The sequence below is a fragment of the Nocardia wallacei genome, assembly GCF_029869545.1.
Classification (GTDB): domain Bacteria; phylum Actinomycetota; class Actinomycetes; order Mycobacteriales; family Mycobacteriaceae; genus Nocardia; species Nocardia wallacei_A.
In genome coordinates this window covers 1-4,040 of sequence record NZ_JARWQD010000254.1, presented here as the reverse complement: position 1 = coordinate 4,040, position 4,040 = coordinate 1, and the positions used below count along the sequence as shown (strand labels likewise).

At 70.7% G+C, this 4,040-nt stretch carries 3 protein-coding genes and 1 pseudogene; 2 read left to right on the top strand and 2 right to left on the bottom strand.

Going from position 1 to position 4,040, the window contains the following annotated elements:
* Window positions 1–130: 130 nt before the first annotated feature.
* Window positions 131–1,168 (bottom strand): LLM class F420-dependent oxidoreductase, encoded by a 1,038-nt coding sequence (locus QH290_RS21625; protein ID WP_280384755.1) that lies wholly within the window; start codon window positions 1,166–1,168, stop codon window positions 131–133.
* A 160-nt stretch (window positions 1,169–1,328) separates the two neighbouring features.
* Between QH290_RS21625 and QH290_RS21620 the strand changes: the two genes are divergently transcribed.
* Complete coding sequence (locus QH290_RS21620; RefSeq protein WP_280384753.1) at window positions 1,329–1,985, top strand: cyclodeaminase/cyclohydrolase family protein; 657 nt, start codon at window positions 1,329–1,331, stop codon at window positions 1,983–1,985.
* A gap of 12 nt (window positions 1,986–1,997) precedes the next feature.
* Here QH290_RS21620 and QH290_RS21615 read toward each other — a convergent pair whose 3' ends face one another.
* Window positions 1,998–3,254: an alpha/beta hydrolase gene (locus QH290_RS21615; RefSeq protein ID WP_280267093.1), complete on the bottom strand. Its 1,257-nt coding sequence runs from the start codon at window positions 3,252–3,254 to the stop codon at window positions 1,998–2,000.
* Window positions 3,255–3,558: 304 nt separating this feature from the next.
* On the opposite strand from QH290_RS21615, the pseudogene QH290_RS21610 reads away from it, so the two are divergent.
* Window positions 3,559–4,011, top strand: a pseudogene (locus QH290_RS21610) (L,D-transpeptidase); the annotation flags it as partial.
* Between the last annotated feature and the right edge of the window lie 29 nt (window positions 4,012–4,040).

Sequence of the window (4,040 nt, the reverse complement as noted above, 5' to 3'; positions counted from 1 at the left end):
TCCCCCCGGCCACCCCCCCCGTTATCTTGCGCTCGGGGCCGGGCGGGCCGGCTGCCCCCCCGCCGCGGGTCCCCCCCCATCCCCCCCGCCCCCCGCCCCCCCCTATTTCCCGGCGCGCTTTTGGCCGGGATCAGACCAATTCGCGCAGCTGCTCGATCAGCTTGACCCGCTCGCCCGGCGTGCCCGCCAGCGGCACCACGTTCAGCGCGGTGACCCCGGCCTCGCGGAACGCCGCGATCCGCTCCTTCACGAAACCCGCGGAACCGATCAGCGAGATGTCGCGGACCAGGTCGTCGGGCACCACCTTGGTGGCCGCCTCCTTCTCGCCCGCCAGGTACAGCTCCTGGATGCGGTCGGCCTCGGCGCCGTAGCCGTATTTGGTGGCCAGGGTGTGGTAGAAGTTCTTCCCCTTGGCGCCCATGCCGCCGATGTAGAGCGCCAGGTGCGGCTTGACGAATTCGCGCAGCCCGCCGACGTTGTCGCCGATGGCCAGCGCCGGACCGGCGTAGATCTCCAGATCACCCAGTGCCGCATCGCGGTTGGCCCGCCCGGCCGCGAGCGCGTCACCCCAGATGTCGCGGGCCTTCTCCGGCAGGAAGAAGATCGGCTGCCAGCCCTCGGCGATCTCCGCGGCCAGCTCGACGTTCTTCGGCCCGAGGGCGGCCAGCAGCACCGGAATGCGTTCGCGGACAGGGTGGTTGATCAGCTTGAGCGGCTTGCCCAGTCCGGTCCCCCGCTCGGCGGGCAGCGGGATCGTGTAGTACTTGCCGTCGTGCTGCAGGCGCTCGCGCCGCCACACCTTGCGGCAGATCTCGATGACCTCGCGCGTCCGCCCGATCGGGGCGTCGTAGGGCACGCCGTGGAAGCCCTCGATCACCTGCGGGCCGGAGGCGCCCAGGCCCAGGATGTAGCGGCCGTCGGAGACGTAGTCCAGGCCCGCCGCGGTCATGGCGGTCAGCGTGGGCGTGCGGGTGTAGAGCTGCAGGATGCCCGACGCCAGCTGCACGCGCTCGGTCTTGGCGGCCAGGTAGCCCAGGCCGCTCACCGCGTCGTAGGAGTACGCCTCGGGCACGAAGGCGATATCCAGGCCCGCCCGCTCCAGATCGGCGACCTCGGCCGCCACCTCTTTGAACCCACCCGCATAGTTGATGCCCAGTCCGATACGCATGGACCCGAACCTACTCACTGTCTCGCGCGAGCGCCTGCGCGGGGCGATCGCGCGGGACTTCCCACACGGTGGCTCGGCCCCGTCCGCCCGGGCCTCCCGGGGCGCCCGATAGGGTTGTCGGCGAACCGTTCGCCCAGCATCAAACGGGAGGCCCCGCAGCATGTCTCAGGACACCGCGTCGTCACAGGACACCACCACCTTCGGGGAGTCGACGATCGGCCGGTACCTGGACGATCTGGCGGCCAAGATCCCGGCGCCCGGCGGCGGTGCGGTGGCCGCGCTGCACGCCGCGCAGGGAGCCGCGCTGGTGGCCATGGTCGCCCGCTACACCACCCGGGCCAAGGACGCCGACAATCGGCCGGTGGTCGACCGCATCATCGCGGCCGCCGACGCCGCCCGCGAGCGCGCGCTGGCCCTGGCCGATGCGGACGCCGCCGCCTTCACCGCCGTCGGGGCGGCCTACAAGCTGCCCAAATCGACCGACAGCGAGACCGCCGCCCGCGCCGAGGCCATCACCGCCGCGCTGCTCGAGGCCGCCCGCGTCCCGGCCGCCGTCGTGGCCGCGGCCGACGAAATCCTCTCCCTGGCAACCGATCTGCTGCCCATCGGCAACCCGAACGTGGTGACCGACATCGGCGCCGCCGCCGATGCCGCGCGCGCCGCCGCGACCAGCTCGCGGCTCAATATCGCCATCAACGTGGCCTCGCTGAGCGACGGCCACGGCGCGCAGTTCGCCCCGGTGCTGCGCACCATCGAGGAGATCATCGCCCGCGCCGACGCCCTGCACGCCGACGTGGTCGCCGCCGTCACCGGCTGAGGCTCCTACCTCTCAGGGCTTGTCGTAGCGTTCGAGCCAGTCCAGGGTGACCTCGCGGCCGACCTCGGCCCCGGTATTGAGGACCTCGGCGTCGAATCCGTGGTCCAGGAACGGCAGCTCGACGTAGCGGTTGCGGATGCCCGCAGCGGTCAGCCGGTCCGCGAATTGCGCTGTGTGCGAGGCGAAGACGAGATGATCGCCGCGCCCCTGGAACAGCAGCGTCGGCGGTGCCGCCGGGGTGATCTGGGGCGCGGAGTCGGTCGCGGCGTAGCGATCCGGGAATTCCGCGGCCGAGCCGCCGATGTATTCGCGGGCGACGTGTTCGCCCTCGGCGCTGTCGTCGGCCGATGCGGTCAGATTCACGGCCGGGTACACGGCCACGACCGCGCGGACCTTCGGGATCTCCGCCGCGGTCCCGCAGCTCGGCCGCAAGCGTCCCGCATTCGCCTTGTACGCGACATTGATCGCGAGGTTGCCGCCCGCCGATCCGCCGAAGGTGGCCACGCGATTCATATCCCAGCGGTACCTGCCCGCGTTCGCCGCGGCCCAGGTCATCGCGCAGCCGACGTCGGCATCCTCGGTGTTCCAGCGCAGCGTGCCGGAATCGGACAGGCGGTAGTCGACGTCGAGGACCGCGTAGCCGCGCCCGGCCAGCCAGTGGTTGTACGGGGAGGGACCCCGGCTGCCCGCGATGAATCCCCCGCCGTGGATGTTCACGACCAACGGGGCGGGCGCGGCGCTCGCGGGAGGCAGGTACAGATCCGCCTGCATGCGCTGCCCGTCGAGCGTCGCGTAGGTCACGGTCTCGTTGGGCACCTTTCCCGCCGAAACCAGCGGCAGCGGCGCGAACAGCGTCCAGGATCCGGTGGCCGCGTGCGCCGAGAGCGCCAGCCCGACGCTGGTGACCAGGCACAGCACCAACCCGGTGACCGACGCGGCGGCCACCGATCCGGCGGGCCGGGTGCGGCGCAGGCGGATCGCCACCAGCGCCGCGAATACGGCGACGACCGCCACCACGACGTTCCAGGAGCCGAAGCTGTCGCGGAACCAGCCGATCGAGAGCACGCCGGCCTGCAGCGGGCGCAGTCGCAGCAGCGGGCCCGTCCAGGAGACCGGCACCAGGGCGAGCACCTGGGACAGGATCGAGTACAGCCCGAGCAGCGCCGCCACCGCCAGCAGCAGCATCCGGATCGGTGTCCACCACCGCCGCCTCGGCCCGGACTCGTCCGGTTCCGTCGCGGCATTCGTCTTCTGCTCGACCGGCAACACGATCACCGATGCTACGGAGCTGCCCGCCACCGCGCGCAGCGACGGTCCGTTATGCCCGGTTACCGGGCACTACATCGGGTACGCCGTTAACAGACGGCTCGCCGTGAGAGATGTTGCGACAGGCCGCGTTTTGGTCACGAACCGGACACTTTCCGGAGGATTACATGATCATGAAGCACTAGAATGAACGTCTCAATACCACACCACCTAAGGGGGTGGAGCCATGTGGAACGTGATTCGTCATCTGTTCCTGGCTATCGTGATCGCGACATTCGCCGCGGTCACCTCCGGTACGGCCGCGGCGGTGGAGGTGGCACCGCAGGCAGTTCCCGCGGGTAACGCCCGCTCCGAGGTCCGCACCGCCGTCGGCGGCACCACGGCGGACGCCGACATGTCCAATTTCTCGTTCACGGTGACGCTGCCCAGCGGTGAATCGCGGACCATGCCCGCGTCGATGGGCAAGTCCGGCTACGAGACGCCGACCGGCACCTTCACGGTGATCGAGAAGGCCCGGACCACCACCTTCGATTCCCGCACCATCGGCATCCCGCTCAACAGCCCGGAGGGCTACCTGCTCACCGGCGAGTACGCGGTGCGCCTGACCTGGGGCGGCGTCTTCGTCCACTCGGCACCGTGGTCGGTGGACTCGCAGGGCTACGCCAATGTCAGCCACGGCTGCATCAACCTGTCCCCCGATGACGCCGCGTGGTACTTCGCCAACGTCAACATCGGTGACCCGGTGACCATTCACTGGTGAGCCCGGTGGCCGCGCCCACGGGAGCGCGG

Bases quoted from the DNA above. Each gene is read 5' to 3' on its own strand.
- QH290_RS21625 (WP_280384755.1), bottom strand. From the start codon at position 1,168: ATGCGTATCGGACTGGGCATCAACTATGCGGGTGGGTTCAAAGAGGTG.
- QH290_RS21620 (WP_280384753.1), top strand. From the start codon at position 1,329: ATGTCTCAGGACACCGCGTCGTCACAGGACACCACCACCTTCGGGGAG.